The following is a 26,678-nucleotide window of genomic DNA, read 5'->3' on the forward strand; positions in this document are numbered from 1 at the left end:
CTGGGGTGAGCGGTGAAACCGCGAGGGGCAAAGCCCCTTAAGCCGATCTGCGGCTGGCGGTGACGTCAAGCGGGAACACTTTCGCCGGGTTCAAAATCCAAGTCGGATCAAACACATCTTTCACACAAAGCTGCGCCTCCAGATCCGCCTCGGTGTATTGCGCCCCCATCAGATCGCGCTTTTCCACGCCGACGCCATGCTCGCCGGTCAAACAGCCGCCGACCTCGACACACAGGCGCAGGATATCGGCCCCTAACGCCTCGCATTTTTCAAGATCACCGGGTGTGTTGGCGTCAAACAGGATCAGGGGGTGCATATTGCCGTCCCCCGCGTGAAAGACATTGCCAACGCCCAGCCCGTATTCGGTGCTCATCTCGCCAATGCGTTTCAGCACGTAAGGCAACTCGCTGACCGGGATTGTGCCATCAAGGCACATGTAATCATTGATCTGCCCCATCGCACCAAAGGCAGACTTCCGCCCCAACCAGATCTTGGCGCTTTCTTCTTCCGAGCCGCTTTCGCGGATTTCCACCGGGTTGTGGCGGCGGGCAATCTCGATAATCCGCGCAAGCTGGTCGTCAATCTCTGCGTCTGACCCCTCGACTTCGATGATCAACAGCGCCTCACAATCGGGGTATCCCGCCCCCGCAAAGGCTTCGGTTGCGCGAATGCAGGGGCGGTCCATAAACTCGATGGCGACGGGCAGAATGCCGGATTTGATGATGTCGGACACGCAGCTCCCCGCCACCTCGTTGCTGTCAAACCCCACCAAAACGGGCCGCGCCCCTTCGGGTTTGGCAAGGATGCGCAGGGTGGCTTCGGTCACGATCCCCAACTGCCCTTCGGATCCGCAAATCAGCCCAAGCAGATCCAGCCCGCCCGCATCCAGATGGGCGCCTCCGATTTCGACCACCTCGCCATCGGCCATGACCATTTTCACGCCCATCAGGTTGTTGGTGGTGACCCCGTATTTCAAGCAATGCGCGCCCCCGGAATTCATCCCGATATTGCCCGCAATCGCACAGGCCAGTTGTGACGACGGGTCAGGGGCGTAAAAGAACCCCTCGTCCTCTACCGCGCCTGTCACCGACAGATTGGTGCGCCCGGTCTGTACGCGAATGAACCGGTTGTCGTAATCGGTCTCGATCACCTCGGTCAGGCGCGCAACACCCAAGATCACGCTGTCCGCCGTGGGCAGCGCCCCCCCGGCGAGCGAGGTCCCTGCCCCGCGCGGCACCACCGGAATGCCTTCGGCGTGGCAGATCTTCATCACCGCCGATACCTCTTCGGTCGAGGACGGCAAGACGGCGCACAGCGGCGGGCATTTATAGGCCGTCAGCGCATCACATTCATAGGCGCGCGTTTCGAACGGATCGTGAATCACTGCTTCGGTCGGCAACACGGCCATCAGCTGCGCGACAATCGCGTCTTTGCGATCAAGGATCCGCCGATCCGGCTGTGGCATCTGCATGGGCGCCTCCCGTGGGCTGGATAGTCAATTGGTCAAAAATTATAACCAATCATTGAATTTGGCAAGCGTGACCGAACGTTCTATTGAGGGCACATGACCCTTGCTGACCGACTGACCCTGTTTTCCCCGCTTGATGGCCTGGCCGTGGCCCTGATCCTTTTTGGCTGGATCGGGATTGGTTGGCGCATCGAAAACCCTTCGTCAGGCCGCCCCTCGGTCTCGTTGCTCATGGGGCGATATCGTGCGGAATGGATGGTGCAGATGGTCACCCGCCAGCCGCGCATCTTTGACAGTTCGATCCTGGCAACCCTGCGCCAGGGCACCACCTTCTTTGCCTCGGCCACGATGATCGCCATTGGTGCGGGCCTGGCCCTGCTGGGCCAGACAGATGAGCTGCGTGGCGTGGCACGGGACCTGACCCAGATCGACGCCCCCGCGCTGGTGTGGGAAGTGAAAATCCTGCTGACGCTTTTGTTTCTGGCCAATGCGTTTTTGAAATTCGTCTGGTCACATCGCCTGTTTGGCTATTGCGCCGTGATGATGGGGTCCGTGCCAAACGACCCGGACGATCCGCATGCCTTCCCCCGCGCCGAAAAGGCGGGCGCCCTGAACATCACCGCCGCGCGCAGCTACAACCGCGGGCTTCGCTCGATCTATTTCGCCATGGCGGCGCTGGCCTGGTTGCTTGGGCCCACGGCTTTGTTACTTGCCACCGCCATCACGCTTCTGGTGTTGTGGCGGCGCGAGTTCGCCTCGCATTCGAGATCCGTCCTGATGGAAGAAAGCCCGTGATGCCCCGCGCCCTGCCCGCCAACGCCCTTGTCCTGATGCTGATGTCGGCCCCTGCGCTGGCGGATCCCCCGGTTGTTGAGGCTGCGGTTTTGAACGGGCAAACCCTGTCGGTCACCCTCAGCCACCCGGACACTGGATGGGATCACTATGCAGACGGGTGGGAAGTTCTGACCCCGGACGGCACATCCCTGGGTATTCGCGAACTGGCGCATCCCCACGTGAACGAGCAGCCCTTCACACGGTCCTTGTCCGGGGTTCAGGTGCCGGAAGGGATCGAGGCCCTGCATATCCGCGCCCGTTGTAACGATACCGGTTGGTCGGAAGAGGTGTTTGTTCTGCCGCTGAACTGAAGCGTTTCGAGATAAACTTGACTAACACGTTGAGTTCGAAACGCCTGCAACATCAATAGGTTTCGAGCGTTTCGCCTCATTATTGTGTCTCAGCAATACGTCGAAACGCTTTAGGGCCCGTCAGAGCGCGCCTTGTTCGGCCCGACGGCCCTCGACCCACCAGGCCAGCACCACGGCCCCCGCGACGACCAATAGCCAGATCCAGGCCGGCAAAGCCGGTCGAACCCGCAGGTCGCGGCTCAAATACGCCTCGCGTGGGACATATCCGACCCACCCCCGGCCAATGGCCGGACGCCCCTCTTGTACGGCCCGCAGGCGCGGCAGGCCGTTTTCCAGCTCCCATACCCCGCCTCGGGTCGGGGCCAGCACCTCGGCCATGGGGCTGTTGCGCGCCAAAGGATCAGCAAATTCTAGCGGGGCCGCTTCGCCGCGCACCGCAACCACGCTACGCCCCCCCTGCGTAAAACGATAAACCCCCATTGGCAGGGGATCATCGGAACCGTCAGTTTCATCTTGCTCTGCCCTTGGGCCCTGACCCTCATTTTCGGCCAATCGAGCGACAAACCGCCCCGGTCCATCGTGCTGCATCGGCAGGATCATCCGCCGCCCATCCGGGGTTTCAACCTCCAGCGGGCCGGGTGCATCTTCCAATGTCTGACGGGTGATCAGAATGCTGCCATCCGCATCTTCCGTGGTCCCCAATGCCTCTTCCTCAAGTTCGGGTTCCCCCATCATCCAATGGGCCAGGCGGCGCAAAAGCTCCAGTTGTGGACCGCCGCCATCAAAGCCGCGTCCCCAAAGCCAAACCTGATCGGTGCCAATCAGCGCCACGCGCCCCTCGCCCACCCGGTCAAGCGCCAGCAACGGATCACCCGCCGGGCTTTGCATCACCACCTGTGACGCCACGCTTTCCAGTTCCACATGGCGCAGCCACGCGCCCAGATGATCCTGCTCCCCCTGTGCCATCAAGGATTTGGTTACCGGGTGGCGCAATCCTGTATCGGTCAGTTCCGGGCGCATTGGGTCCACGTTGACGCGGCCCGACGGGCGCAGCGGCAGCACCTCGCCCAAAGGCGAGCGCGAGAGGCTTTCCACGCTGGCAAATTCCGGCCCGGCCGCCACCAGAACCGCCCCACCACGTTCCACATAGTTGCGCACGCTGGACAGATAGGCGCCGGGCAAAATGCCGCGCAACCTGTAGCGGTCAAAGATGATCAGGTCGAACTCGTCAATCTTGTCGATGAACAGATCCTGTGTCGGGAAAGGGATCAGGCTGAGTTCATTGACCGGCACGCCATCCCGTTTGTCAGGCGGGCGCAAAATGGTGAAATGCACCAGATCCACCGAGGCATCCGATTTCAGCAGGTTGCGCCAGGTGCGGGTTCCGGGATGGGGTTCCCCCGACACCAAAAGCACGCGTAACCGATCGCGTATCCCATTGATCCGGACCGCCGCCTGGTTGTTGCGGTCCGTCAATTCGCCCTCCAACGGGGTCAGAGTCAGATGCACCACGGTTTCACCCGCGTGATCCAATACCAGCGGCAATTCCAGATCCTGCCCCACCCGCACCGCATGGCGGCTGGGCGGGGATCCATCAACCGACAGGCTCAGTTCGGCCGGGGCATTGGGGGCCGCGCCCAAGGCATCCACCCGCAGCTGCAGCACAATTTCTTCCCCCGTCACAGCAAATCGCGGCGCATTCAGAATGGTCAGGCGACGATCCCATTCCGCGTCTGAACCGCTGCGCAAAAGATGCATCGGCGCGGGCAGGCCCGCCAGGCGAGGCACCAAGGCAGAGGCATCATGGATGCCGCCATCCGACAACAGGTACACCCCCGCCAACTGCCCCACTGGAAGCTCAGCCAAGGCCCGATCCAATATCGGCCCCAGCTCCGTTCCCTTCCCCCCGGCAGCATCAGGAAATGACACCACCTTCAACTCCGCCCCCAGAGCAGCGCTCACCTCTGTCAACCAGGCCAGGGCCGCATCGCGCGCCTCGGGTCGCCCCGGCAAATCCTGCGAGGCACTTTCATCGACAAGAGCCAGCAAAATGTCCGGCAGCGGATCTCGGGTTTCGTCCTGCAAGGTTGGGCCGGACAGCGCGGCCAGAAGGATTGCCAGCGCCGCGGCACGGTAAAACCAACCGCTTAACCCACGCCAGATCGCGATCCCCAAAAGCGTGAATGCACCCACCGCCAGCACCACCAGCACAGACCACGGGATCAACGGCACAAAGAAGATCTGGCCAACCGCGCTCATTGCCCCAACCTTTGCAATAGCGCCGGCACATGCACCTGATCAGATTTGTAGTTTCCCGTCAGCACATGCATGACAAGGTTGACCCCAAACCGCAGCGCCATTTCACGCTGGCGTTCCCCTGCCTGCCCGCGCCCAACAGGCAACAGCGGTGCTCCGGTCGGGTCAACCGCCCAGGCCCCTGCCCAGTCATTGCCGCCAATCAGCACCGGCGTGACCCCATCATTGAGCAACCGGAACGGCAAGTCTTCGCGCGCAACGGCGCCGGGCGGAGCGGCTTCGGCCCAGACCGGGCCCGAAAATCGTCCGGGAAAGACGTCGATCAGGTAAAAGGCGCGGGTCAGCACATGATCCACCGGAACCGGATCCAATGGTGGCAGCGACAAGGGCGCGGCCAAGGCCTGCAGTTTGCGCATTTCGGTGCCGCCTCCTCCGGCCCCGGCATCCCGTGTGTCAAACAGGATCAACCCACCCGCCGAAAGATATTGCGCCAACCGCGCATAGGCATCGGCGCTTGGCAAGGGCTGGCGGGGCGAAATCGGCCAGTAGAGGATCGGGTAAACCGAAAGCTCATCTTCCTCCAGATCCACCCCGACCGGCGGGGCAGGTTCCACCGAACTGCGCAAAAACAGCGCATCGGACAAGCCCGCCAACCCGGCGCTGGCCAATGCGTCCAGATCTGCATCCCCGGTAAGCACATGGGCCAGCGTTACATCTGCCGCCGCCGCGATCACCTGTGCTTCGACACGCAGATCCTCGGGCTGAGAGGATTGCGCCAAAACAGGGTCTCCCGCCAGGAAAAGCGCCAGAACAACCGTGGCCCCGGCCCCATATGCGCCCCGCAGGGACAATCGACCGGTCACCCACAAGGTCGCCAGAATATCCGCAAGAATCAATATCAGCGCCGCGCCAAGAACGGCACCGGACAGATCCCGTATCGGCTGCAGGCCCTGCCATTCCGGGGTGATCCGCGCAGGCCAGGCCGCCGGGGCAAGATCGGCCCCTGCCGCCAGCGCATTGACCACAATCTGCCGCGATCCATTGCCGTAGACCCCGGGGGGCGCATCGGCTGTTCCGCGTGCTTGAACGGCGCGTTGCAAATCGGCCCCTGCGGTCTGCGCCGGGGGATCCTCGATTTGCACTTGCCCTTGGGCGGAAAGAAGCTGCTCTCGCTGCCATGGGCTGGCATCGGTTTCAAAGTCGCCCCCCTCAGCAGCCAAGGGCGTGATGGCGGTCGCGGCCGTCAAACGCCCCAACATATCGACAAAGAGACCCGACAGGACCAAGCTTGACCATTCCGCATTGGCCCCCACATGGATCAGCACCACCTGTCCCGCCCCGATCAGTTTGCGCGTCACCAAGGGGGTGCCATCTGCCAGCCGCGCCAGGGTGCGATCCGCCAGATCGGGGCCGGGTTCGGCCAAAACCTGACGGGACACGCTGACCTCATCGGGAATGGGCAACCCGTGAAACGGGCTGTCTGCGGTAAAGGGCGCGATCTTTTGTGGGGCACCCCAGCTCATCGCGCCGCCCACGGTGCGCCCTGCCCCCCGCAGACGCACGGGCAACAGCACATCCTCCGTCGCGGAGACGACACCACGTGCAGATGATTGTGCCGCCGCCAGCCGCGGCCCGGCAAACCGCAACAAAAGCCCGCCCTGCGCAACCCATTTCGCAAGCGCGCGCTGGTCAGGTTCAGCGATATCCGCCACATCGGGCAAGATCACCACATGGGGGCTCGCCCGCAAGGCATCCTCCAGACGCAGGGCCTCGACGATCTCGCTATGGGGGGCGAGGGCCGCGCGCAGAAAATGATCGGGGGACAAAAGCGCCAGGGTTTCGCTTTCCTGCCCGCCCAAAAGCACCACGCGGCGCCGGGTCAGCGCCTCGCCCACCAAGGCCACCTGACCGGCGGAAAGCGCAGGGGCGGCGGTGCTATCATCGTTGAAATCGGATAAGGTAAACCACTGGATCCGGTGACGCAATTCCGGCGGCAACGACAACGTATGCAGCACCTCACCCTCGCCGGAGGAAAAGCTGAGCTTGGTTGTGACCAACGCCCGCAACTGCCCGGCAGGATCAAGACCAAAGCCAGTCAACTGCACCTGATGTTCGCCATCCGGTCGGGCGCGCAAGGCGCGAAGCTGCACCTCGCCCTCTTCCAGTGTTGGCGGAGTCAGCCCCAACGTCACCTGCTCTTTTTGCCAGATCCGAACCTCTCCGGCGGCCTCGCGATGGGCCAGAACCTCATCGCGGCCCGCGCGATCGATCCCGTCTGACAGCCAGATGGTCTGCCCGGTTGGCAAGCCGTCCAGAACCGCCACCTCATAGGGCGCATCCCAGGCCACCGGCTGCATCGCCGCCAGACGCTCGCGCCAGACCTGCGCGGAGGACAGCACGGCAGGGGTGGGGTCATGTGCCAGCATCACTGCCACCTGCCGCCCGCCCTGCTGTGCCTCTTGCAACAGCGCATCTACGGCCTCGACCCGGCTGGTCCAGTCGCCAGCCGCAGGCCAGAACGCATCGATCAGCACCACAAGGGGGCCGGTCTCACGGGCGCTCTTCTCGGGGTTCAGCACGGGTCCAGCAAAGCCAAGGATCAACCCGGCCACAGCCAGAAGGCGCAACAGCAACAACCACCAGGGCGTGGTGCGGGTTTCGACCCTCTCGTCGTCCAGGCCAAGCAGCAGGGTCAGCGCGGGAAAGCGTTTGCGCACGGGCGCAGGCGGCACAGCGCGCAACAGCCACCACAGGATCGGCAGCGCGATCAGCCCCGTCAAAAGCCAGGGCGCGGTGAAGCCCAACGCGCCCATCAGCGTCGCGCCTCGAGCGCGTGGTAAAGCCACAACAACACCCCGGTGGGCGGCGTGATCGTATCATGGCAATGATAGGCCCAGCCCGCCTTGCGACAGGCGCGCGCCAGCATGTCTTTGCGCTCGGCCAGCCGTTCCAGATAGGGCGCGCGCAGGTCAGAGGCCTGTTGCGTTTCAAACCGGGTTTTGTCCTGCATATCGATGAAAAGATTGCGACCCGCAAACGGAAATCGCTCTTCTTGCGGGTCAAGCACCTGCACAAAAGCCCCTTTCACACGGTCCTGTGCAGCGGCCTCCAAAGCCGTCTCATATATCTTCGGATCCGCCAATCCATCAGTCAGAATCAGGGCTCGGGCGCGACGGGGAAACCCCGTGGGGTGTGTTGGGGGCGCATCGAGATCAGACAGGCGTGCAGGCAACACACCTTCGCCCAGCATCGGGCGACGATCCGCACCAAGGAACCCCACACGCTCGCCCGCCCGTAAAAACAACAGCGCCGCGGCCAGGCCGATCACCCGGGCGCGGTCGGCTTTGGTATGGCGATCGGGCGAGGACCCAAATCCCATCGAGGCGGCCGGATCAATCCAGATCATCACGGTCTGCGCCGCCTGCCATTCGCGGTCGCGGATATAGGCCTGATCGGACCGGGCCGAGCGGCGCCAATCGATCCGATGCGCGGGATCGCCGGGTCCCGCAGGGCGGAACTGCCAGAACGCGTCGCCCTGACCGGCCTGTCGGCGCCCATGATCCCCAAGCTGCACCGTATCCGCCAGATGCCGCGCGGCCACCATCAGGGGCGGCAGATCCTGCGCCAGATGCGCGGCGGCGTGCAGCCGGGGATGGGCGTGGTGCCGGGTCTCTGGGCGCGGTCCAGCTGTCATGCGGCCCGATCCATCTGATCCAAGACGGTGGCGATCAGATCGGCAAGCTGCACCCCTTCGGCGCGCGCACCATAGCCCAGCGCCATACGATGGCTGAGCACCGGGCGGGCCAGCGCCCGCACATCATCGGCATTTGGCGCAAGCCGCCCGTCCAAAAGCGCGCGCGCGCGGGTCAAAAGCATCAGGGCCTGTGCGGCCCGCGGCCCCGGCCCCCAGCTGACCGCCTCGCGCAGGGCGTCGGGCGCTTGCGGATCTTCCGGACGACAGGCCCGAACAAGATCCAGGATCCTCTCGACCACGCTGTCACCCACCGGCATCTGCCTGATCAGCTCTTGTGCGCGGATCAAATCGGTATGTGTCATGACCTCTTTCGGAGGCGTTTCCTTGCTGCCTGTTGTGGCCAGAATGATGTCGCGCTCGGCCTCGCGATCCGGGTATTCCACATCGATCTGCAGCAAAAACCGGTCCAACTGTGCCTCGGGCAGCGGATAGGTGCCTTCCTGTTCCAGCGGGTTTTGCGTCGCCAGCACATGAAATGGCGCGGGCAGCGCGTGGGTGTGACCCGCCACCGAGACCTCGCGTTCCTGCATCGCCTGCAGCAGCGCGGATTGCGTGCGCGGGCTGGCGCGGTTGATCTCATCCGCCAGCAGCAGCTGACAAAAAACCGGGCCGTTCACAAAGCGGAAATGGCGTGCCCCGTCGTCACTTTCTTCCAGTACCTCCGCCCCAAGAATATCCGCCGGCATCAAATCCGGCGTGAACTGGATCCGGTTGGCATGAAGCCCCATCACATGGCCCATCGTGTCCACCAGCCGCGTCTTACCCAGCCCCGGCAGGCCAATCAGCAGGGCATGCCCCCCGGACAACAGCGCCGACAGGGCCTGTTCGACCACCAGATCCTGACCGATAATATGTCGAGAAATCTCATCTTTCGCGGTGACAAGCTGATCCCCCAGCGCTTCGAGTTCGGCAATCACTTCGGTCTGCATGATGGTCCCTTCGTCGCTGTCACAGCCGTTGCCCTGGCCGGGCGGCCAAGGTGCCATGGGCAGGCTGCGCAAGATCTGGTTTCAAATATCCTCTTCGCATAAAACCACTTTTCAGCCTTATGCGAAAACGCTTTAAGCTGTATTTAAGTCCGAAACTGCGTGGGGAACAAATGACAAAAGCGCCAACTGACGGGAATTCGCCCATCGAAACCTCCGGGCCCAGCGCCGAACACCTGGCGAAATCAGCCGAATCCGCGGCGAATAAAACCCGCTCAAAGGGTCTGCCCCCGGTGCATTTATGGCACCCGCCCTTCAGTGGCGACATGGACATGCGGATCACATGTGACGGTCAGTGGGTTCACGAAGGGCGCCCGATCACGCGCGATGGGTTGGTGCGGCTTTTTGCGTCTATCCTGCGCTATGATGACGGTTCTGACGGGGGCGAAACAGGGTATATGCTAGTCACCCCGGCGGAGCGTTTCCGCATTCAGGTGGACGATGTGCCTTTTGTGGCCGAAGCGGTGGACATCACTGGCGACGGGCGCGACCAGACCCTGACCTTCACCACCAATCTGGGGGATGTGACCACCGCCGGCCCCGATGCGCCGCTGCGGGTGGTGCTTGATCCCGAAACCGGTGAACCCACACCCTATGTGCGGGTGCGTGGCGGGCTGGACGCCCGGATCGACCGCAAGAGCTTTTATCACCTGATTGACCGCGCCACGCACGAAGACCATGATGGCGGGCGCTGGTTCGGCCTTTGGTCCGCAGGCCGGTTCTTTCCGATCATCCCATCTGACGCGTTGGAGGAGTAATGCCCAGATTTGCCGCCAACCTGACCCTGCTGTTCAAGGAACTGCCGTTTCTCGAACGGTTCCAGGCCGCCGCCGACGCCGGGTTTGAGGCGGTAGAAGTTCTGTTTCCCTATGATGACGCGGCGGGTTTGATCACACGGCAATTGACCGCGCATGGGTTGCACATGGTTTTAATCAATACGCCGCCCCCCAACTATACCGGTGGCGAGCGCGGTTTTGCCGCCACCCCAAACGGGCAAAAGCGGTTTCAGCACGATTTCAAGCGCACGCTGCGTTACGCGCAAGCCTTTCATGCCAGCCATATCCACATCATGGCGGGCAAAGCCAACGGGTTGGTGGCCAAAAAGACCTATGTGGAGAACCTGAAATGGGCCGCCGCCCAGGCCCCGCGCCAAAGCCTGACCATCGAGCCGATCAATCCGGACGACATGCCGGGCTATTTCCTCAGCACGTTTGATCAGGCCGCAGAGATCATTCATGAGGTGAACGCCCCCAATGTCGGCCTGCAATTCGACGCTTATCACGCCGACAAGATTACCGGCGATGTGCTGAGCTGCTGGGACAGCTACCGCCATCTGGTGCGCCATATTCAAATCGGCGGCATCCCGGACCGACACGAACCCTTGCGCGGTGAATTTGACTACCCTGCGTGGTTCCGGCAGTTGGACCGGGAAGGCTATAACGGATGGGTCAGCGCGGAATATCACCCGCGCAAGATGACCGCGCAAGGGTTGGACTGGCTCGCGGCTGCAAAGGGGTAATCCCTCTCAATTCGACCGCGCCGGGATGTTCCTGACAACACGCTGTCAGGAGGGGGCTGCCATACTGCCGTCATCACATCTGATGAAGGAGTATACATCATGACACCCCCCGTCGTTTGCTGGGCCGAAATCCCCGTCGCCGATCTGGACAAGGCCATTGCCTTTTATAACGCCGTGTTCAAATGGACGATGACCATCGACAATACCGGCCCCAACCCGATTTCGATCCTCGGCGGCGCGATGGACACCACCAGCGGGCACCTATACCCGGGCACCCCCGCCACCGATGGCAATGGACCAACCGTGCATATCGTGGTCCCGGACAAGCTGGAAGACGCAGCAGCTCGCTGCACCGATGCAGGCGGCACCGTGTTGTGTGACCCGATCGAAATCCCGCCGGGACGTTTCGTCTATGCCACCGACCCGGACGGCAATTCCATTGGCCTGTTCGAAGCGAAACCGGCGTAACGTCGCCCTCTTGCCTCCCATCCCCCCGCAGGCGCATTATCCGCTTGCGGGGGGCGTTCTGAAGGAAAACATCATGAACGAGATCACACTTCTTCTGGCCGATGCCTTTGCCGATTGGGAATATGCCTTTATCGCGGGGACAGGTGGGGCGTATTTCGATTTCAACATTGGGTTCATCACCCCCGATCCCGGCATGGTCCGCTCTCAAGGGGGGCTGATGGTGCATGTCGCAGATGGCATTGACAGGTTCACACCCGATGCCTCGACAACACTGGTGGTGATTGGCAGTGCGATCTGGGCGGGCGACACGGCCCCTGACACGCGCGCCGGACTGCCAGAACTTTTGCAGGCTCACCATGATGCCGGGGGCGTGGTGGCAGGGATCTGCGGCGGCACGCTTCCCCTGGCGCGCGCAGGTCTGCTCGATCACTGCGCTCATAGCTCGAACAGCCTGGCGTTTTTGACCGACGCCGTCGCACCCTATAAAGGGCAAGGGCATTATGTCGCCGGGCCGAAAGCCGTGTCAGACAATCGCATTGTCACCGCCCCTGGCACCGCCCCCGTCAGCTTCACCGCCGAGGTGTTTGCCCAATCCGGGTTGGATCCCGAGGCCTGCGGGCAATTCCGTACGATGCTGGCCGCGGAACACGCGTAACTCAAACCCAAGGACATCCCTATGCGCCGTGCAGATCGCCTGTTCCAGATTGTGCAACTCATGCGGGGCGGGCGCCTGACCCGCGCCGCGGATCTGGCAGAGGATCTTGAGGTCAGCGAACGCACCATTTATCGCGATATTGCCGATCTGATTGGATCGGGCGTGCCAATTGAAGGCGAAGCCGGGGTTGGGTACGTGATGCGGGCGGGTTATGATATTCCCCCCCTCATGTTCACCCGCGACGAGGTGATGGCCCTGATTGCAGGCATCTCGATGATCGACCGGATGGGCGGCGCGGCAATGGCCAAGTCGGCCCGCGAGGCGATGATCAAGATCCGCGCCGTGCTGCCCGAAACGCTCGCTGCCGAGGCGGATCGGGTGGAAATCCACGCGGGCCCCACCCTGACCCCGTCTGAACGTGACCGCCATTTCATCGACCAGATCGAAGCCGCCATCGGCGCGCGTCACCGGCTGCATCTGACCTATGCGGATGAGGCGGGACACCGCACCACCCGCACCCTACGCCCGCTGGGCCTGTGGCTCTGGCATACCGGTTGGTGTGTGGTCGCCTGGTGCGAACTGCGCCAGGATTTCCGCATGTTCCGCATCGACCGGATCGAAGGCTTTTCGACAGGTGACCGGTTTCGCGAAGAGCGTGATAAATCGCTCCCTGCTTTTTACGCAAAGATGGAAGCGGAGGCCTGCAAGACATAGACCATGGCAGGAGGGGCGCGGCCCCTCGCCTTTTCAAGGCTCACCCCGGGATATTTCAGGACCAAAGATGGACGCGTGTGATCCTATCTTTGGTCTCGAAATATCCCCGCCGGAGGCCAGAAATTCACCGAGCAAAGCGAGGCCACCAAAAGCGGCCCGATGCGTCAGCAGAGGGCCCCCTTCCCGGTTCCGCCCCTTGCCTTGCCCCCTCATACCTTTCCCCTTAATGCGCCTCGGCCCAGTTCATGCCAACACCCGCATCCACAACCAGCGGCACGTCGAGCTTGATGGCGGGTTCAGACGCGCTTTCCATCACCTCGCGCACCACGCCGATCACCTCATCCACGGCGGCGGCGTCCACCTCGAAGATCAATTCGTCATGCACCTGCAACAGCATCCTGGCGGGCAGTTTCGCAATCGCGTCCGGCATACGGATCATCGCGCGGCGGATAATGTCGGCGGCGGTGCCCTGAATGGGGGCGTTGATCGCGGCGCGTTTGGCAAAGCCCGCCTGCGGGCCTTTGGCGCCGATTTCCGGCGTGTGGATCTGACGGCCAAACAGAGTTTCCACCCGCTTGTGTTCCTTCGCAAATTCCACCGTTTCATCCATATATTTGCGAATGCCCGGGAAGCGTTCAAAATAGCGGTCGATGAACCCCTGCGCTTCAGAGCGAGGAATGCGCAGGTTGCGCGCCAGGCCAAAGCCCGAAATGCCGTAGATCACACCAAAGTTGATCGCCTTGGCCTGACGGCGAATGTCGGGCGTCATCTGATCCAGCGGCACATCAAACATTTCCGACGCGGTCATCGCGTGGATGTCCTGCCCCTCGCGGAAGGCCTGTTTCAGCGCGTCAATATCCGCCATATGCGCCAGAATACGCAGCTCGATCTGGCTATAATCGAGGCTGATCAGCTTCTTGCCTTCGGGGGCGACAAAAGCTTCGCGGATGCGGCGGCCTTCCTCGGTGCGCACGGGAATGTTCTGAAGATTGGGATCTTTAGAGGCAAGGCGTCCGGTGTTGGCGCCGGTGATCACGTAAGAGGTGTGCACGCGACCCGTGTCCGGGTGAATGTGGTCCTGCAGCGCGTCGGTATAAGTGGATTTCAGCTTTTGCAGCTGGCGATAATCCAGAACCCGCGCAGCGAAGGGATGTTCGGTCGCCAGATCCTCGAGCGCGTCAGCGGGCGTCGACCATTGCCCGGTCTTGGTTTTCTTGCCGCCCGGCAGCTCCATCTCGCCAAACAGGATTTCCCCCACCTGGGCCGGGCTTTGCACGTTAAATGCGCGGCCCGCGATGTCATGCAGCTCCGCCTCAAGCCCCGCCATTTTTTGCGCAAACGCGTTGGACATGCGCGAGAGCACATCGCGGTCCACCTGAATGCCCGTCATCTCCATCTCAGCCAGCACCGGCACCAGCGGGCGTTCGAGGCGTTCATACACGCGCGTCACGCCCGCCCGGTGCAGGCCGGGCTTCAGGATCTGCCACAGCCGCAGGGTGATGTCCGCATCTTCGGCGGCATATTTCACCGCGTCCTCAATCGGCACCCGGTCAAAGGTGATCGCGGATTTGCCGGTGCCCAGCAGTGTCTTGATCGAGATCGGCTTGTGGTCAAGGTAACGCTCGGACAGCACATCCATGCCGTGATTGTGCCGCCCGGCATTTTGCGCGTAGGACATCAGCATCGTGTCATCAATCGGCGCCACATCGAGCCCATAGCGCGCAAAGATCTTGGCGTCATATTTCATATTCTGGCCGATTTTCAGAACCGCCGGATCCGCGAGCACCGGTTTCAGGATCGCCAGCGCCTCGTCCCGGTCCATTTGCCCACCCGCCAGATCATCACCGCCGAACAGGTCATCACTGGCTGCGGTCTTGTGAGCGAGCGGGATATAACAGGCCTGTCCCGGGTCTACGCAAAGCGAAATGCCAACAAGGTCGACGCGCATTTCATCCAGGCCCGTGGTTTCCGTGTCGATGGCGACGTAGCCGCGTTCGCGGATGGCCTGCACCCATTTGCCCAAACCTGCCGCATCCTTGACCCATTCATATTTCTCGGGGTCGATCTCGGGCGCCTCGGGGGTGGCTACATCGGGTGTGCCTTCGGGCTGTTTGATCTCGGGCGCGTCTACGCCAAGCTTGCCCGCGACCCGGTTGGTCAGCGTGCGAAACTCCATTTCCGCGAGGAAAGACAAAAGCGTTTCGGGGATCGGGTCCTTCAGTTCGAATTCCGCCAGATCCAGGTCCAGATCCATCTGGTCGTCGAGCTTGACCAACTGGCGCGAGATGCGGATCTGGTCCGCCTTTTCAATCAGGGTCTGGCGGCGCTTGGGCTGTTTGATTTCCTCGGCGCGGGACAGAAGGTTGTCGAGGTCGCCATATTCGTTGATCAAAAGCGCCGCCGTTTTCAGGCCAATGCCCGGCGCACCCGGCACATTGTCAACACTGTCCCCGGCGAGCGCCTGCACGTCGACCACGCGATCAGGGCCGACGCCAAATTTCTCTTCCACGCCTTCTACGCCAATGCGCTTGTTTTTCATGGGATCAAGCATTTCCACGCCACCGCCCACAAGCTGCATCAGGTCTTTGTCAGACGACAGGATGGTCACCCGCCCCCCGGCGTCATTGGCGCGGCGGGCAAGGGTGGCGATGATGTCATCAGCTTCGAAGCCTGCCACCTCGATACAGGAGATGTTAAAGGCGCGGGTGGCGTCGCGGGTCAGCGGGAACTGCGGCACCAGATCTTCGGGCGCGGGGGGGCGGTTGGCCTTGTAGTCCGGGTAGATATCGCTGCGGAAGGTCTTGCCTTTATGGTCAAAGATCACCGCCACATGGGTTGGCGCATCAGGCCCGGTCTGGTCCTCGATGAACTTGAAGAGCATGTTGCAAAACCCGGAGACCGCACCGATGGGCAACCCGTCGGATTTGCGCGTCAGCGGCGGCAGGGCGTGATAGGCGCGGAAGATAAAGGCGGAGCCATCCACCAGATGCAGGTGACAGCCTTTGCCGAAGGCAGGTGTATCGGTGGTCATGTCGCGCGTCCTTTAATCCTTGTGCCCCGGTTTAATCCATCATGATCCCCGGGGATAAAAAACGGCCGCGAAGCGCCTGCCCGCGACCGTGGTTTTCAAGCCAGAAACAGCCAATCAGGCTGCTGCGTCTCCGGCTTTTTCCTGGTGATCCTTATGGACAAACTTGCAGTCACAATAGGGGCATTCCACCCAGCCATGTTCATGGGGGATCTGCAGATAGACGCGCGGGTGGCCCAGCGCGCCTTCGCCGCCATCACAGGCCACTTTGTAGCTGTCAACGATCTTGGTTTCCGGTGCAGTTTGGCTCATGGCTCACCTCATAGAATATGTTGCCGGCATGATAGTGATCAGGCGCGTGGCGGCAAGGGGGAAGCGGGTTTCTCCCGCCGAAAAGCGGATCTGGCGATCCGTTTTCGTTGGGGGTGGCTCAAACCCCGGGTTTGAGCCTGAGGGGCGTCGCCCCTCGGACCCGCTTTTCAAGCGCGTCCTCACCCGAGGATATTTATGACCAGAAAATGCACTCAGCCCTGAACGCGGCCGAGCATCCGGCCCAGCGGGCGACCGCCAAGGATATGGGTATGGTAGTGCGGCACTTCCTGCACGCCGTGCGCGCCGGAATTGGCGATGACGCGATATCCGTCCCCTTGCTCACCCGGTGTGATGTTCAGCAGTTTGCACACGTCGCCGATGGCGCGGGTGTAGCCGATGATTTCCGCATCACTGGCATCATTCGCGAAATGGTCGGCATTTACGTAAGGGCCCTTGGGGATCACCAGCACATGATGCGGGGCCTGGGGCGTGATATCACGAAACGCAAGCGCATGCTCGGTCTCCAGCACAGTGTCATTGGGGATCTCGCCGCGCAGGATTTTGGCGAAGATGTTCTGGTCGTCATAGGTATAGGCCATTGGGCGCTCCTGCATCTTGGGTCAATGATGTGGGGTCAGTCGGCAAACAGGTGGTCTGTTTCGACGATCTCTTTGGCGCGATCTTCGGGGATCGTGAGGAAACGTGCAAGGGCGCGGGTGTTTGTTTCATGGGTGCCGTTTTCGCTGATCCGAAAATAGCCGTCGAACCCCTCATCGCGAATGGCATCCGCCTCATTCATCACATCTGACCGGATGGTGGGCAAAAGGCGATCGATGGTTTCCTGAGGCGTGTTTTCCCCCGCCAGCCCGATCCGCATGGCGTGCCCCAACAGGTAGTCATCCGAAAACTGGTTCTCGACCTCAAGCAGTTTGGTCTGTGAGCGATCCGAGAAGAAATCCCGCAAAAGGTCGATATTGCCAGGATCCATGCAGATGATCAGCCGGTCGGTGTCGTAATAGTCAAACAGCATCCGCATCAGGGCCCGGCGGTGGCGGGTGCGTTTGCCAAGTTTCGACTGGATGCCGCCAAGGTCGGGCATCGGGCAGCTTTCTTCGTCAAACAAATAGTCGATCATCGGGATATTGGTGACCTGGCGGATCCGGTCGGCCACCCGTTTGCCCACATGCCATTTCTTGGCCACCACGATCAGCAGTTCACGTTCGCGACCCAGGGTGCTTTCCTGCTCCCAAAACCGCGGCGCAAACCGTTGCCCAACCCGGCCGCGCCCGGTGAGGAATTTGAACAGGGACCGGCCTTCGTTCGAGATCTGAAACTCGACCCCCTCGGCGGCATAAAGATCGCCCAGCCGACGTTTCAGAACATGGGCTTCTGGGCTGATCTTGCGGGCAAACAGAAAATCCTGACTGAGCAACAGATCGTAGTGGTCATTGTAAAACGTCACCGGCATCCCGTAATCGGTGAACATCAGGAAAGTCAGCGTGCGGGTCTGGATTTCCTTGTCCGGTACGATATGGCGCACAAGGGTCTGGAAAAAGGTTTCATCCGGGATCCAGGTGGTGCGGAAAAAGCGCATCACATCTTTGCGCTTGCGGGTGAATTCGAGGATCCATTCAATGGTGCGGCGGCGCAGGCACCACCATTGGCTGCCGATCTGCACCTGAATATCATGGGGAATGTCGCGCGTCAGGCCAAGTCGTTTTTGCAAGTTGAAGCTTGTGTAAAACAACCTGGGCTGTGTGCGTTCATTGAAGAAATGGCGATAGATCAGCCGCTCTTCCTTCATGCCGGTCTTGATCCAGTCGCTGCCGAAATAGTCGAAGCTTTCGATGTAATCCATGTCATGACGGTCAAGGAAATCATGGGCGTATTCGGCAGATTTGATCGCCATGCAATCGCCGGACACCATGTAGAAATGGGTGGCCCGCGGGAAGGCCTCAACCGCCGCTTCCACCGCATAAAGCGTGGCCTGCACCAGCGACCACGCCCCCCAGCCGCATTTGATCCGCTTACGGGCAAAGGTCACATTGGGGTTGTCTTTCAACGCATCACGAATTTTCTGAAAATGCTCAGGCTTGGAACGCGCATCGAAGTGAATCGCCATGCAATCCCCGGCCGCCGTCAACCGCGTGGCCTGGTTGATGATCGCATCGGGGTCCTTGTGACACAACAAAATGAAGGCAATTTTTGCCATTTACGGAACCAATCCCTCGTATTCAGCGACATTGTTGCCATAGATAACGTGAAGAACCATTGAATAAACAGAGTTTCTTTGCTTTTTTCTGCGCATATTGAAAAGAGAAACGTTACGCAGGCGTAAAAGGCTCGCAAGGGCTGCGCAAATGATCGGTAGGAGGCAGAAGCATATGGGATTTCCCGGCACCTGGATGACGGAAAGTGAAAGCGTGGTGTATCGGGTGGTGCCAAAATGCGCCTGTTCGACCATTGGCCAGATCATGTTCTATTCTGATCATGGTGAATTTTTTGACGGCGACATTCACGACAGCAAAGATCGCCTTCACAAATGGTCGCAAGAACAGTCGCAGCCGTTGATCACCGACAATGTGACCTCGCATAAAAGCTATGCCTTCACCTGTGTGCGCAACCCTTACACTCGCATCCTGTCGAGCTTTTTTGACAAGATCTGTGGCATTCAGCGCAATGGCAAACGCTATCGCGGCAACCTCGTGCCGCTGCTGATCCAGAAATACGGGATCGAGGTGGGCAGCCCGGAAGATGAATTTGACTTTGACCAGATCAAATCCTTCCGCCGCTTTCTGCTGTTTGCCCGCGACACCATCCGTTGGCGCCGCCCGATGGACCCGGACATTCACTGGTCCGCGATGTCGGGCCATGTGTCGACCTTCATCCACAATGGCGGCACCTACGACAAGATCTTCTGGACCGAACAGTTCAATGACGGGATGCAAGAGGTGCTGGACCATATCGAGACACCGCACAAGGTCGACCTGGCCGAGATCCCGCGCTTTAACGAAAGCGAAGGGCACGGGCCGAAACGTGCCCACCCGGTTGAGGATTACTTCGACGATCTGTCGATGCATCTGGTCTATGAAATCTACAAACGCGATTTCAACCTGTTCAAATACGACTTCGAAAATCCGGGCAACAAGATGCCCATTGGCGAGATTGACCTGGATGAGGTACACGCCAAACTTGGTGAATGATCCCTGGCTGTTGGGCGGGGCAATATTGGAGTGAGACCCTCATGAAAGCGCGCGTGAAATGGGCCGAGGCCCGTACCTTTGTTGGCACATCCGGCACAGGCCATAACATCGTCTTTGGCGCCAAACACGAAGACGGCGACACGCCAGGGCCCAGCGCCATGGAGCTGCTGCTTCTGGGCACCGCCGGTTGTTCGGCCTATGACGTGGTGTCGATCCTGGAAAAACAGCGCCAGAAACTGGATGATGTGTTGGTCGAGGTTGACGCAGACCGCGCTGAGGACCACCCGAAGGTGTTCACCAGGATCCACCTGCATTTCATCGTGAAAGGCCGTGGTATCAGCGCTGACAAGGTAAAGCGGGCGATTGATCTGTCGGTCGACAAATATTGCTCGGCCTCAGCGATGATGGCGGCGGTTGCCAAGGTCACTCATGATTTTGACGTGGTGGATACCGAATAACTCCCCCCACCCCGATCATCAGAAACGGCCCCGATATTTCGCGGGCCGTTTTTATTTCGGCAAAGCCCCAATGCCCGCGCACAACATCTCGACCGACGCTTCGGCCAGCGCAACGATGCCCGTCTCATCCAACCTGCCACGATGCAAAAGCGCGTCATTTCGCGGTGACAGAAGCATGGCAAACCACAGGCGCAGCGGCATGTCTGGGTCGGCCACCCCAAGACGCTCCACAAAAAAGCGTTTCAGTCGATCCTGGGTCCCCCCCGGCCCCACGGCAAAGAACACCGACACCATTTCAGGCGCTTGCCCGGCTTCGGCAATCAAAAGGCGCTGCGTCGCAAGATGGCTTTCGCTCATGTGCGCGCGCATAAAGCCGATGGCGAATTCGGTCAGCGCCTGCCGCGTGTCTGGCAGATCCAGCGGGGCGAAAAGATCCGCATGGGTCTGCGTGCCCATCTGTTCCAAAGTGGCGCGGAACAGCTCGGTTTTTGAGGGGAAATAGCGATAGACCGTCTGCTTGGTGACCCCGGCCAGTTCGGCGATCCGGTTCATATTGGCGCGCAGATAGCCTTCGGACAGGAACACCTCTTCTGCAGCCACCAGGATCAGGCGGCGCTTCTCTGCTTTTCTTTCTGCCAGTTTGGCCATGGCTGTTTGGTCCCCCAAGGGGCTGCGGTCAAATCATACCAGAAAGTATGATTTAATTGACAGGCGTGCAAGACCCACATAAATCATACCCGCGAGTATGATTCTTAAAGGCGCGACACATGACCTCCCTTTTTCAAACCTCGATACAAAAAGATCCCCGCCTCTCCGGGGTGCTCATCGCCCTCCTGGGGGCTTTTCTGATGAGCCTTGATCCGATTTTCATCCGCTTCTCGGGTGTCAGCGGGTTTGATACCGCCTTCCTTTTTGGCCTGTTCACCACCATTTCGATGCCGCTGTTCATCCAGTGGATTGACCCGCGCGGCCTGATCGGCGCGCTGCGTGCCAGTGGCTGGCCAATGATCCTGTCAGGGCTTTTGATGCTGGGCAGCGCCACATCACTGGTCTTCAGCATCAAGCTGACCACCGTTGCAAACACCTTCCTGATCCTCAGCATCATCCCGGCGATGACGGCATTTTTCTGCTGGATCTTCCTGGGTGAAGTCACCAAACGCAGCACCTTGATCGCGATTTCCTTTGCCATGCTGGGGGTCGCCATCGTCGCATGGGGGTCGCTTGGCAGCGTCCATATTGTCGGGGATGCGCTGGCGTTATCAGCCGTGATCTTCGTGTCGCTGAACCAAACCCTCGTGCGCAAATTCCCCGACATGAGCCGTATGGCCAGCGTGGGGATGGGCGGCTTTTTTCTCGCCGTGACCATGGCCTTTCTCGCCACCCCATCCGGCTACAGCGTCAACACATGGGTTATCATGGGCATCATGGGTCTGTTCACCGCACCTTTTGGCAGGGTGCTGCCCCGTGTCGCGATACGCTACATCACAGCACCAGAAGTCGGCATGATCCTGATGATCGAGGCCGCGCTTGCCCCGCTGCTGGCCTTCGCTTTCTTTGCTGAAATCCCTGCCCTGGCGAGCTTTGTCGGCGGTGGCGTGATTCTGGCGACCATTCTGGTCTACGCGCGGGCCACCGCACGGGATGGCCAGTAAGGGGCGCCGCATAGGCTGCAGGGGACTGCAGGTCTCACCTCATCCGGCCCAACCGATGCGCTGACGTTACACCAGCCCCTGATCGCGCAAAAGCGCCAGCAGATTACGGTCTGCGCGCGGCCCCATGTGGCGGATCACTTCACCGGCCACCGCACAGCCCATCTCGCCACAGCTGCGAATGTCCGCGCCCGTTGCGAGCCCGTAGAGGAACCCGGCGGCAAACCCGTCACCTGCCCCGGTGGCATCCACCGGAGTGATCTCGTCCACCGGCACGTCCACACGCGCGCCGTTCTGGAGGATGGTTACCCCATCGCCCGACCGGGTGCAGGCCACCAACGGGCAAATTGCAGAGGTCTTCGCCAAGGCCTCTTCCAGATCATCTGTTTCAAACAGAGATTTGATCTCGTCTTCATTGCCGATCACGTAATCCAATTCGTGTTCGATCAGCATCAGGAAATCGGTGCGGTGGCGTTCCACGCAGAACGGGTCAGAGATGGCGATCCCGGCCTTGCCCCCTGCCCCGCGACAGGCCCGCGCCATGGCGATAAAGGCGTCTTTGCCTTTGTCCTTGTCGAAGAGATACCCTTCCAGAAACACAATCTCGGCATCTGCGGCGACATCCGGATCCACATCGTCGGGGCCAAGTTCGGCCGAAATGCCCAGATAGGTGTTCATCGACCGCTCGCCATCGGGCGACACAAAGATCATTGACCGCGAGGTGGGCAGCTCGCCGCCTGGCACCGGCGGGTTTACAAACCGGGTGCCGTCCATCTCCATTGCGTCGGCATAGAAATGGCCCAGCGCATCATCGTGCACACGGCCCACAAATCCAGTCTTCAAGCCCAGATTGCCGATCCCGGCCAGCGTGTTCGCGACCGAGCCCCCCGCCGCCTGTTTGCGGTTTTCCATCGCCCCGTACAGCACCTCTGCCCGGTCTTTTTCAACCAGTTGCATGATGCCTTTCTCAATGCCCATCAGTTCCAGAAACGTGTCATCGGCCGTGGTCAGCACATCGACAATCGCGTTGCCGATGCCGACAACCTTGTAGGTTTTTGTCATAGATTCTTTTCCTCAAAGGGGCAGATGTCGCGGATCAGGCAATTGCCGCACATGGGTTTGCGCGCCTTGCAGACATAGCGACCATGCAGGATCAGCCAGTGATGCGCGTGTTGCAGATATTCAGCGGGGATATTGTCTTCGATGGCGCGCTCGACGGCGACCACATCTTTGCCGGGGCAGATCCCGGTCCGGTTGCCGATGCGAAAGATATGCGTGTCCACCGCCTGTGTCGGCACGTTCCACCACATATTCAACACCACGTTGGCGGTCTTGCGGCCCACACCGGGCAGGCTTTCCAGCGCCGCGCGGGATGAGGGCACCTCGCCACCATAGTCCTCGACCAGAATGCGCGACAGCTTGATCACGTTCTTCGCCTTCTGGCGATAAAGGCCGATCGTCTTGATATGTTCGATCAGACCCTCTTCGCCCAGATCCAGCATCTTTTGCGGCGTGTCGGCGATGGGAAACAGATCGCGGGTGGCCTTGTTCACCCCCACATCCGTTGCCTGCGCCGACAGGGCCACCGCCACCACCAGCGTATAGGCGTTGGTGTGATCCAACTCGCCCTTCGGCTCGGGTTCTGCGGCGTGAAACCGGCGAAACACCTCGCGGATCTGGTGATAGCTCATCTGTTTTGTGGCACGTTTTGTCATAGGGGCGGTATGCCCGCCCGCCCCTTGTGACACAAGACTGTTCTGCGGCCTGCCCGCCAACACAATGTCAAAAGCGCAACATTCGGGTCGCACCGACGCACGGATTGCGCCATCTTGGGGGGGAAAGGACGTGCCATGACCGCGACGGAAGACAGCTATCACTACAAGATCATCGGCCGCGCGATCGAGGAAATCGACGCCGCCGACAGCACCCTGTCGCTGGACGAGCTTGCCACGCGGATTGGATTGTCGCCCGCGCATTTTCAGCGGGTATTTTCGCGCTTTGTCGGGGTGTCCCCCAAGCGGTATCAACAGTTTCTCACGCTCGGCCATGCCAAGACACTTCTGCGCGACCGCCACACCACACTCTCGACCACCCATTCCGTGGGCCTGTCGGGGCAAGGGCGGCTGCATGACCTCTTTCTGCGCTGGGAAGCGATGAGCCCCGGTGAATATGCCCGCAAGGGCGAAGGGCTGACGATTTATTGGGGGTGGTTTGACAGCCCCTTTGGACCGTCATTGGTCATGGGCACCGAAAAGGGGATCTGCGGCATCGGCTTTGCCGAGGAAACCGGGACAGAGGTCGCCCTGCTGGATCTCACCTCGCGCTGGCCCAAGGCAACCTATATCGAAGATCCCATGTTCCTGCGCCCCTGGGTGCTCGCGGCCTATGACATGGCACCGGGCGACCAAGGCAAAACACCGTTGCACCTGATCGGTTCCCCCTTGCAGATCAAGGTATGGGAAGCCTTGTTACAGATCCCTTCGGGTCATGTTTCGACCTATTCCGAGATTGCCGAGGCCGTAGGCAACCCACGCGCCGTGCGCGCGGTGGGCACGGCAATTGGCCGCAATCCCGTCAGCTGGCTGATTCCCTGCCACCGCGCCTTGCGCAAATCCGGCGCTTTGGGCGGATATCACTGGGGGTTGCCGGTCAAACGGGCACTTCTGGCCTGGGAAACGGCGGATCTGGAAAGCGCCCGGACACAGCAAACCGCGACCCCGGGGATCATGGCGGGATAAACGGCGCGTCCCGACGTTGTAGAATGGCGATCTGTCGCGCATTCTCCCCCTTGTTATTCGATAACAATGCCCCAAGATGTTAGGAAAATCACAACGTAACATTTTGAGGACGGCAGAGATGTTCCAAACCAAACCCCTTCTGATTCTCGGCACCATCGGTGCCCTTTCGATCACCGCATGTACCTCGCCCACCGGCGAACTTGGCCCGCGCACCAAAAACGGTGCCGTGACCGGAGCGGCGCTTGGCGGGATCATTGGCGCAATCAGCGGCGATGATAACAAACTGGGCAGCGCAGCCCTGGGTGCCGCAATCGGCGCTGGCGTCGGTGGTGCGATCGGCTCGCATCTCGACAAACAAGCGCGCGAGCTTGAAGCCTCGATGGCCAATGACCAGGTGCGCATCGTGAACACCGGCGACAGCCTGGTGGTGACCATGCCGCAAGACATCCTGTTCGCCACCGACAGCGCAACGGTCAACCCCGGCCTGCGCAGCGATCTTGGCGCCCTGTCGCGCAACCTGCTGAACTACCCGAACTCGGCCGTTGAAGTCATCGGCCACACCGACAATGTGGGCGACGCTGACTATAACCTTTCGCTGTCGCGCCGCCGTGCGGCCTCGGTGGCCTCGGTTCTGTTTGAAAACGGTGTGCCCAGCTCGCGCGTGGTCACCGTGGGTCGTGGCGAAGATGCCCCTATTGCTTCAAACCTGACCGATGCAGGCCGCCAGCAAAACCGTCGGGTGGAAATCATCATCCGCCCCTATACCTGACCTGAATTTCCAACCAGGTGTCATGAAAGGCCGGGACGTTCACGCGCCCCGGCCTTTTTATTGACAAATCGGCGATGCCATATCTTCAGAAAAAGAGACAGCGCAACGTGGGATTTCAAACCAACGTTAGCCTTTCACTCACCTAAAAGCGTTTCGGGATAAACGTGAGAGGCTTGTTTGTTCTGAAACGCCCAGGTTTTTGGTATCGTGACTGCATTTCGGTTTTCCCCTGTCTCTGGTTAAAACCGAAACGCTTTAGTTGCAGCGAATTTCGACAAGACCATTTTTCCGCTTCAACGTCACAACTTCGGCTTTCACAGCAATCGAAGCTTCGGCGCTTTCATCGTAAGGGCCCGGGGACTCTAGTTTGCAAAGCTGTTTCATCGCTTCGGCCAGCCCTTCTGTCACGCCGGACATCCGCCCGAGCTCTCTCCACTTTTCCCTGGTATGCCAATAGGTTGATGCGTTTGAAGCCCCAATGGCCAAAATCACCAACCCACACAGTCCCCATACCCTCAGCTTGCTCATCACAGCTCAACCTTGTTTACACCATTTGCCTTGCGATCTTGTAGCGCCTTTGACCCGCAATTGCACTTGAGCCCATGCAGCGCATGTGGTCATATCTTTTGACCAGTCATGAGAGGGGCATCATGCCGTTTCAGAAAATCAACGCCGGCAAACTGTCAAAATCCGTGGTGGATCAGATCGAGCTTCTGATCCTGCGCGGTGTGCTACGCCCCGGCGAACGATTGCCGTCGGAACGGGACCTGTCAGACCGCATGGGCGTGTCGCGCCCCTCGCTTCGCGAAGCGGTGGCTGAATTGCAAGAACTTGGCCTGCTGGAAAGCCGCGCCGGGTCCGGGATCTTCGTGTCTGAAGATCTCGACAGTTCCTTTTCCCCGGCGCTCACCGGGCTGTTGGGGCGCCATGACGAAGCGGTTTATGACTATATCGACTTTCGGCGTGACCTCGAAGGGCTGGCCGCAGAACGTGCCGCACGACTGGCCTCTGACACCGACCTCAAGGTGATCGACAGCATCTTTCGCAAGATGGAGGCCGCGCCGGTGGGCAAAGGCGCAGATCTGGATGCAAATTTTCATTCGGCCATTGTCGAAGCCAGCCACAATGTGATGATCGTGCATGTGATGCGGGCGATGTTCGACCTGCTCAAACGCGGTGTGTTCTACAACCGACAGGTTGTCGTGCAGATGTACAACACGCGCATGGACCTGCTCAATCAACACCGCGATATCAATGACGCCCTGCAAGCCCGAGATCCCGCCCGCGCCCGCGCCGCCGTAGAAGCCCATTTGGATTTTGTGCGCGGGGCCTATGCTGATTTTCGTCGGGCCGAACGCAACGAGGAAATCGCCAAACAACGCCTGATGCATGAAGAAGGTCAGGCGTAGTGCGGCCTGTCCACTCCCTCCTCATTTTCTGGACATAAATATCCCGGGGTGAGGACGAAGTCCGAGGGGCAGCGCCCCTAAGGCTCACGAAGTGAGCCACGCCCAAGCCTGTCGACCGAAGGGAGAAAAGGCGCGGGAGAACGCCCC

Annotated in this window: 26 protein-coding genes; 13 read left to right on the forward strand and 13 right to left on the reverse strand. The window is 60.5% G+C overall.

The features are described from left to right. Positions 1–37: 37 nt before the first annotated feature. Positions 38–1,471: an FAD-linked oxidase C-terminal domain-containing protein gene (locus ACP15V_RS13665; protein ID WP_424944263.1), complete on the reverse strand. Its 1,434-nt coding sequence runs from the start codon at positions 1,469–1,471 to the stop codon at positions 38–40. Positions 1,472–1,564: 93 nt separating this feature from the next. Between ACP15V_RS13665 and ACP15V_RS13670 the strand changes: the two genes are divergently transcribed. After that, positions 1,565–2,263 (forward strand): DUF599 domain-containing protein, encoded by a 699-nt coding sequence (locus tag ACP15V_RS13670; protein ID WP_424944264.1) that lies wholly within the window; start codon positions 1,565–1,567, stop codon positions 2,261–2,263. Continuing rightward, on the forward strand, positions 2,263–2,613 hold the full coding sequence (locus ACP15V_RS13675; RefSeq protein ID WP_424944265.1) for a hypothetical protein: 351 nt from the start codon (positions 2,263–2,265) through the stop codon (positions 2,611–2,613). The genes ACP15V_RS13670 and ACP15V_RS13675 overlap by 1 nt, the downstream gene beginning before the upstream one ends. A gap of 120 nt (positions 2,614–2,733) precedes the next feature. Here ACP15V_RS13675 and ACP15V_RS13680 read toward each other — a convergent pair whose 3' ends face one another. From ACP15V_RS13680 to ACP15V_RS13695, 4 genes are read right to left on the reverse strand one after another with little or no spacing between them, the layout of a single operon-like run. Then, positions 2,734–4,872, reverse strand: coding sequence for a hypothetical protein (locus ACP15V_RS13680; RefSeq protein WP_424944266.1), 2,139 nt, complete (start codon positions 4,870–4,872; stop codon positions 2,734–2,736). Beyond that, entirely contained in the window at positions 4,869–7,682 is a 2,814-nt protein-coding gene (locus ACP15V_RS13685) for a DUF4159 domain-containing protein (protein WP_424944267.1), read from the reverse strand. The genes ACP15V_RS13680 and ACP15V_RS13685 overlap by 4 nt, the downstream gene beginning before the upstream one ends. Beyond that, the gene (locus ACP15V_RS13690; RefSeq protein WP_424944268.1) at positions 7,682–8,563 is read right to left on the reverse strand and encodes a DUF58 domain-containing protein; all 882 of its coding nucleotides are present in this window, start codon (positions 8,561–8,563) and stop codon (positions 7,682–7,684) included. Before ACP15V_RS13690 ends, ACP15V_RS13685 begins: the two co-directional genes overlap by 1 nt. Then, positions 8,560–9,552, reverse strand: coding sequence for an AAA family ATPase (locus tag ACP15V_RS13695; protein WP_424944398.1), 993 nt, complete (start codon positions 9,550–9,552; stop codon positions 8,560–8,562). Before ACP15V_RS13695 ends, ACP15V_RS13690 begins: the two co-directional genes overlap by 4 nt. A 170-nt stretch (positions 9,553–9,722) precedes the next feature. Here ACP15V_RS13695 and ACP15V_RS13700 point away from each other — a divergent pair, with 170 nt between their 5' ends. The 5 genes from ACP15V_RS13700 to ACP15V_RS13720 all read left to right on the forward strand — a co-directional run bounded on the left by ACP15V_RS13700 (position 9,723) and on the right by ACP15V_RS13720 (position 12,965). Further along, complete coding sequence (locus ACP15V_RS13700) at positions 9,723–10,367, forward strand: DUF1285 domain-containing protein (protein WP_424944269.1); 645 nt, start codon at positions 9,723–9,725, stop codon at positions 10,365–10,367. Then, entirely contained in the window at positions 10,367–11,128 is a 762-nt protein-coding gene (locus ACP15V_RS13705; RefSeq protein WP_424944270.1) for a hydroxypyruvate isomerase family protein, read from the forward strand. Before ACP15V_RS13700 ends, ACP15V_RS13705 begins: the two co-directional genes overlap by 1 nt. A gap of 99 nt (positions 11,129–11,227) precedes the next feature. Continuing rightward, the gene (locus tag ACP15V_RS13710; RefSeq protein WP_424944271.1) at positions 11,228–11,596 is read left to right on the forward strand and encodes a VOC family protein; all 369 of its coding nucleotides are present in this window, start codon (positions 11,228–11,230) and stop codon (positions 11,594–11,596) included. Positions 11,597–11,669: 73 nt separating this feature from the next. Next, positions 11,670–12,251 (forward strand): DJ-1/PfpI family protein, encoded by a 582-nt coding sequence (locus tag ACP15V_RS13715; RefSeq protein WP_424944272.1) that lies wholly within the window; start codon positions 11,670–11,672, stop codon positions 12,249–12,251. 21 nt (positions 12,252–12,272) lie between these two features. Beyond that, a complete protein-coding gene (locus ACP15V_RS13720; protein ID WP_424944273.1) occupies positions 12,273–12,965 on the forward strand; it encodes a helix-turn-helix transcriptional regulator in 693 nt (230 codons plus the stop codon). A gap of 223 nt (positions 12,966–13,188) precedes the next feature. Here ACP15V_RS13720 and polA read toward each other — a convergent pair whose 3' ends face one another. The 4 genes from polA to ACP15V_RS13740 form a co-directional block, all read right to left on the reverse strand. Further along, a complete protein-coding gene (gene polA / locus ACP15V_RS13725; protein WP_424944274.1) occupies positions 13,189–15,996 on the reverse strand; it encodes a DNA polymerase I in 2,808 nt (935 codons plus the stop codon). Between the two features lie 114 nt (positions 15,997–16,110). Then, positions 16,111–16,305, reverse strand: coding sequence for a zinc-finger domain-containing protein (locus ACP15V_RS13730; RefSeq protein ID WP_424944275.1), 195 nt, complete (start codon positions 16,303–16,305; stop codon positions 16,111–16,113). A gap of 212 nt (positions 16,306–16,517) precedes the next feature. Then, positions 16,518–16,904, reverse strand: a complete 387-nt coding sequence (locus tag ACP15V_RS13735; protein WP_424944276.1) for an HIT domain-containing protein — start codon at positions 16,902–16,904, stop codon at positions 16,518–16,520. 35 nt (positions 16,905–16,939) lie between these two features. Beyond that, entirely contained in the window at positions 16,940–18,517 is a 1,578-nt protein-coding gene (locus ACP15V_RS13740; protein WP_424944277.1) for a DUF5928 domain-containing protein, read from the reverse strand. 172 nt (positions 18,518–18,689) lie between these two features. Here ACP15V_RS13740 and ACP15V_RS13745 point away from each other — a divergent pair, with 172 nt between their 5' ends. Both ACP15V_RS13745 and ACP15V_RS13750 read left to right on the forward strand, forming a co-directional pair. Beyond that, on the forward strand, positions 18,690–19,508 hold the full coding sequence (locus tag ACP15V_RS13745; protein WP_424944399.1) for a sulfotransferase family protein: 819 nt from the start codon (positions 18,690–18,692) through the stop codon (positions 19,506–19,508). Between the two features lie 41 nt (positions 19,509–19,549). Continuing rightward, positions 19,550–19,966 (forward strand): OsmC family protein, encoded by a 417-nt coding sequence (locus ACP15V_RS13750; RefSeq protein WP_424944278.1) that lies wholly within the window; start codon positions 19,550–19,552, stop codon positions 19,964–19,966. A 51-nt stretch (positions 19,967–20,017) separates the two neighbouring features. Here ACP15V_RS13750 and ACP15V_RS13755 read toward each other — a convergent pair whose 3' ends face one another. Further along, positions 20,018–20,614 (reverse strand): TetR/AcrR family transcriptional regulator, encoded by a 597-nt coding sequence (locus ACP15V_RS13755; protein WP_424944279.1) that lies wholly within the window; start codon positions 20,612–20,614, stop codon positions 20,018–20,020. A gap of 119 nt (positions 20,615–20,733) precedes the next feature. On the opposite strand from ACP15V_RS13755, the gene ACP15V_RS13760 reads away from it, so the two are divergent. Next, positions 20,734–21,618, forward strand: a complete 885-nt coding sequence (locus ACP15V_RS13760) for a DMT family transporter (protein ID WP_424944280.1) — start codon at positions 20,734–20,736, stop codon at positions 21,616–21,618. A gap of 66 nt (positions 21,619–21,684) precedes the next feature. Here the strand turns inward: ACP15V_RS13760 and ACP15V_RS13765 are convergent, their stop codons facing one another. Beyond that, positions 21,685–22,677 (reverse strand): adenosine kinase, encoded by a 993-nt coding sequence (locus ACP15V_RS13765; protein ID WP_424944281.1) that lies wholly within the window; start codon positions 22,675–22,677, stop codon positions 21,685–21,687. Next, the gene (gene nth / locus ACP15V_RS13770; RefSeq protein WP_424944282.1) at positions 22,674–23,306 is read right to left on the reverse strand and encodes an endonuclease III; all 633 of its coding nucleotides are present in this window, start codon (positions 23,304–23,306) and stop codon (positions 22,674–22,676) included. The genes ACP15V_RS13765 and nth overlap by 4 nt, the downstream gene beginning before the upstream one ends. A 159-nt stretch (positions 23,307–23,465) precedes the next feature. Between nth and ACP15V_RS13775 the strand changes: the two genes are divergently transcribed. Then, positions 23,466–24,353, forward strand: a complete 888-nt coding sequence (locus tag ACP15V_RS13775) for a bifunctional helix-turn-helix domain-containing protein/methylated-DNA--[protein]-cysteine S-methyltransferase (RefSeq protein ID WP_424944283.1) — start codon at positions 23,466–23,468, stop codon at positions 24,351–24,353. A gap of 118 nt (positions 24,354–24,471) precedes the next feature. After that, a complete protein-coding gene (locus tag ACP15V_RS13780) occupies positions 24,472–25,122 on the forward strand; it encodes an OmpA family protein (RefSeq protein WP_424944284.1) in 651 nt (216 codons plus the stop codon). A gap of 255 nt (positions 25,123–25,377) precedes the next feature. Here ACP15V_RS13780 and ACP15V_RS13785 read toward each other — a convergent pair whose 3' ends face one another. After that, the gene (locus ACP15V_RS13785; RefSeq protein ID WP_424944285.1) at positions 25,378–25,650 is read right to left on the reverse strand and encodes a hypothetical protein; all 273 of its coding nucleotides are present in this window, start codon (positions 25,648–25,650) and stop codon (positions 25,378–25,380) included. Between the two features lie 122 nt (positions 25,651–25,772). On the opposite strand from ACP15V_RS13785, the gene ACP15V_RS13790 reads away from it, so the two are divergent. Next, a complete protein-coding gene (locus ACP15V_RS13790) occupies positions 25,773–26,531 on the forward strand; it encodes a FadR/GntR family transcriptional regulator (protein WP_424944286.1) in 759 nt (252 codons plus the stop codon). The last annotated feature ends 147 nt before the right edge of the window (positions 26,532–26,678 follow it).

Origin of the sequence: Aliiroseovarius crassostreae (genome assembly GCF_049803815.1) — a bacterium.
Taxonomy (GTDB): domain Bacteria; phylum Pseudomonadota; class Alphaproteobacteria; order Rhodobacterales; family Rhodobacteraceae; genus Aliiroseovarius; species Aliiroseovarius crassostreae_A.

Coding starts and splice junctions, on each gene's coding strand:
- ACP15V_RS13665 (WP_424944263.1), bottom strand. CDS start 1,471: ATGCAGATGCCACAGCCGGATCGGCGGATCCTTGATCGCAAAGACGCG.
- ACP15V_RS13670 (WP_424944264.1), top strand. CDS start 1,565: ATGACCCTTGCTGACCGACTGACCCTGTTTTCCCCGCTTGATGGCCTG.
- ACP15V_RS13675 (WP_424944265.1), top strand. CDS start 2,263: ATGCCCCGCGCCCTGCCCGCCAACGCCCTTGTCCTGATGCTGATGTCG.
- ACP15V_RS13680 (WP_424944266.1), bottom strand. CDS start 4,872: ATGAGCGCGGTTGGCCAGATCTTCTTTGTGCCGTTGATCCCGTGGTCT.
- ACP15V_RS13685 (WP_424944267.1), bottom strand. CDS start 7,682: ATGGGCGCGTTGGGCTTCACCGCGCCCTGGCTTTTGACGGGGCTGATC.
- ACP15V_RS13690 (WP_424944268.1), bottom strand. CDS start 8,563: ATGACAGCTGGACCGCGCCCAGAGACCCGGCACCACGCCCATCCCCGG.
- ACP15V_RS13695 (WP_424944398.1), bottom strand. CDS start 9,552: ATGCAGACCGAAGTGATTGCCGAACTCGAAGCGCTGGGGGATCAGCTT.
- ACP15V_RS13700 (WP_424944269.1), top strand. CDS start 9,723: ATGACAAAAGCGCCAACTGACGGGAATTCGCCCATCGAAACCTCCGGG.
- ACP15V_RS13705 (WP_424944270.1), top strand. CDS start 10,367: ATGCCCAGATTTGCCGCCAACCTGACCCTGCTGTTCAAGGAACTGCCG.
- ACP15V_RS13710 (WP_424944271.1), top strand. CDS start 11,228: ATGACACCCCCCGTCGTTTGCTGGGCCGAAATCCCCGTCGCCGATCTG.
- ACP15V_RS13715 (WP_424944272.1), top strand. CDS start 11,670: ATGAACGAGATCACACTTCTTCTGGCCGATGCCTTTGCCGATTGGGAA.
- ACP15V_RS13720 (WP_424944273.1), top strand. CDS start 12,273: ATGCGCCGTGCAGATCGCCTGTTCCAGATTGTGCAACTCATGCGGGGC.
- polA (WP_424944274.1), bottom strand. CDS start 15,996: ATGACCACCGATACACCTGCCTTCGGCAAAGGCTGTCACCTGCATCTG.
- ACP15V_RS13730 (WP_424944275.1), bottom strand. CDS start 16,305: ATGAGCCAAACTGCACCGGAAACCAAGATCGTTGACAGCTACAAAGTG.
- ACP15V_RS13735 (WP_424944276.1), bottom strand. CDS start 16,904: ATGGCCTATACCTATGACGACCAGAACATCTTCGCCAAAATCCTGCGC.
- ACP15V_RS13740 (WP_424944277.1), bottom strand. CDS start 18,517: ATGGCAAAAATTGCCTTCATTTTGTTGTGTCACAAGGACCCCGATGCG.
- ACP15V_RS13745 (WP_424944399.1), top strand. CDS start 18,690: ATGGGATTTCCCGGCACCTGGATGACGGAAAGTGAAAGCGTGGTGTAT.
- ACP15V_RS13750 (WP_424944278.1), top strand. CDS start 19,550: ATGAAAGCGCGCGTGAAATGGGCCGAGGCCCGTACCTTTGTTGGCACA.
- ACP15V_RS13755 (WP_424944279.1), bottom strand. CDS start 20,614: ATGGCCAAACTGGCAGAAAGAAAAGCAGAGAAGCGCCGCCTGATCCTG.
- ACP15V_RS13760 (WP_424944280.1), top strand. CDS start 20,734: ATGACCTCCCTTTTTCAAACCTCGATACAAAAAGATCCCCGCCTCTCC.
- ACP15V_RS13765 (WP_424944281.1), bottom strand. CDS start 22,677: ATGACAAAAACCTACAAGGTTGTCGGCATCGGCAACGCGATTGTCGAT.
- nth (WP_424944282.1), bottom strand. CDS start 23,306: ATGAGCTATCACCAGATCCGCGAGGTGTTTCGCCGGTTTCACGCCGCA.
- ACP15V_RS13775 (WP_424944283.1), top strand. CDS start 23,466: ATGACCGCGACGGAAGACAGCTATCACTACAAGATCATCGGCCGCGCG.
- ACP15V_RS13780 (WP_424944284.1), top strand. CDS start 24,472: ATGTTCCAAACCAAACCCCTTCTGATTCTCGGCACCATCGGTGCCCTT.
- ACP15V_RS13785 (WP_424944285.1), bottom strand. CDS start 25,650: ATGAGCAAGCTGAGGGTATGGGGACTGTGTGGGTTGGTGATTTTGGCC.
- ACP15V_RS13790 (WP_424944286.1), top strand. CDS start 25,773: ATGCCGTTTCAGAAAATCAACGCCGGCAAACTGTCAAAATCCGTGGTG.